1 pseudogene is annotated in these 565 nt (G+C 63.9%); it reads left to right on the top strand.

What is annotated here, in order from left to right:
* Nucleotides 1-230: 230 nt before the first annotated feature.
* A pseudogene (locus C1631_RS25335) lies at nt 231-383 on the top strand (IS256 family transposase); the annotation flags it as partial.
* Between the last annotated feature and the right edge of the window lie 182 nt (nt 384-565).

Here is a 565-nt window from a genome sequence, read left to right as displayed (position 1 = left end):
CGGCTATGTCGATCTCGGCACCTGGTACGGCGTGACGCCGTTCGTCGGTGCCGGCGTCGGTGTCGCCCACCACAGCTTCGGCGGCGTGACCGACAAGGGCTTCGGCGCGTATGAGGGGGGCTACGGTATCGGGAGCTATGCGGGAGATTGGGTGACGACGGTGTGTTGAAGGCGGCGTATCGAGGCGGGTGTCGAAGCCTGCCAGAACCTCTCAGCGAGAGCGATACGCCATGGAGACACCTACCAACATCGTCCGGCTTCGTCAGCCCGAAGACCTCGACGATCCCCTGACCGAGGTGCTGCGCGCCGGGGCCCGCCGCCTGCTCGCCCAAGCTGTTGAGATGGAGGCGGACGCGTTCCTGAGCGCGATGCAGGATCTGCGGTGGAAGCCCTCGACCATGCCGTGCATGGCCGCAGAAATCTCACTGCGGTAGGTCTTCATCTGCGTCTTGGACATGACAGATCACCTCGTCGAATTCCCTACGGTCCCCAGTCGGTCCATGTCGGCATCTGCGAAGCTCAGCGCAGCTTTGCTGCGGCCTTCAGATCCCGCTCTCATTCTCGT

The organism is Chryseobacterium phosphatilyticum (assembly GCF_002899825.2).
Lineage (GTDB): Bacteria > Bacteroidota > Bacteroidia > Flavobacteriales > Weeksellaceae > Chryseobacterium > Chryseobacterium phosphatilyticum.
Note: the sequence above shows the minus strand (reverse complement) of the source record. Positions and strands in the feature narration are given on the sequence as shown.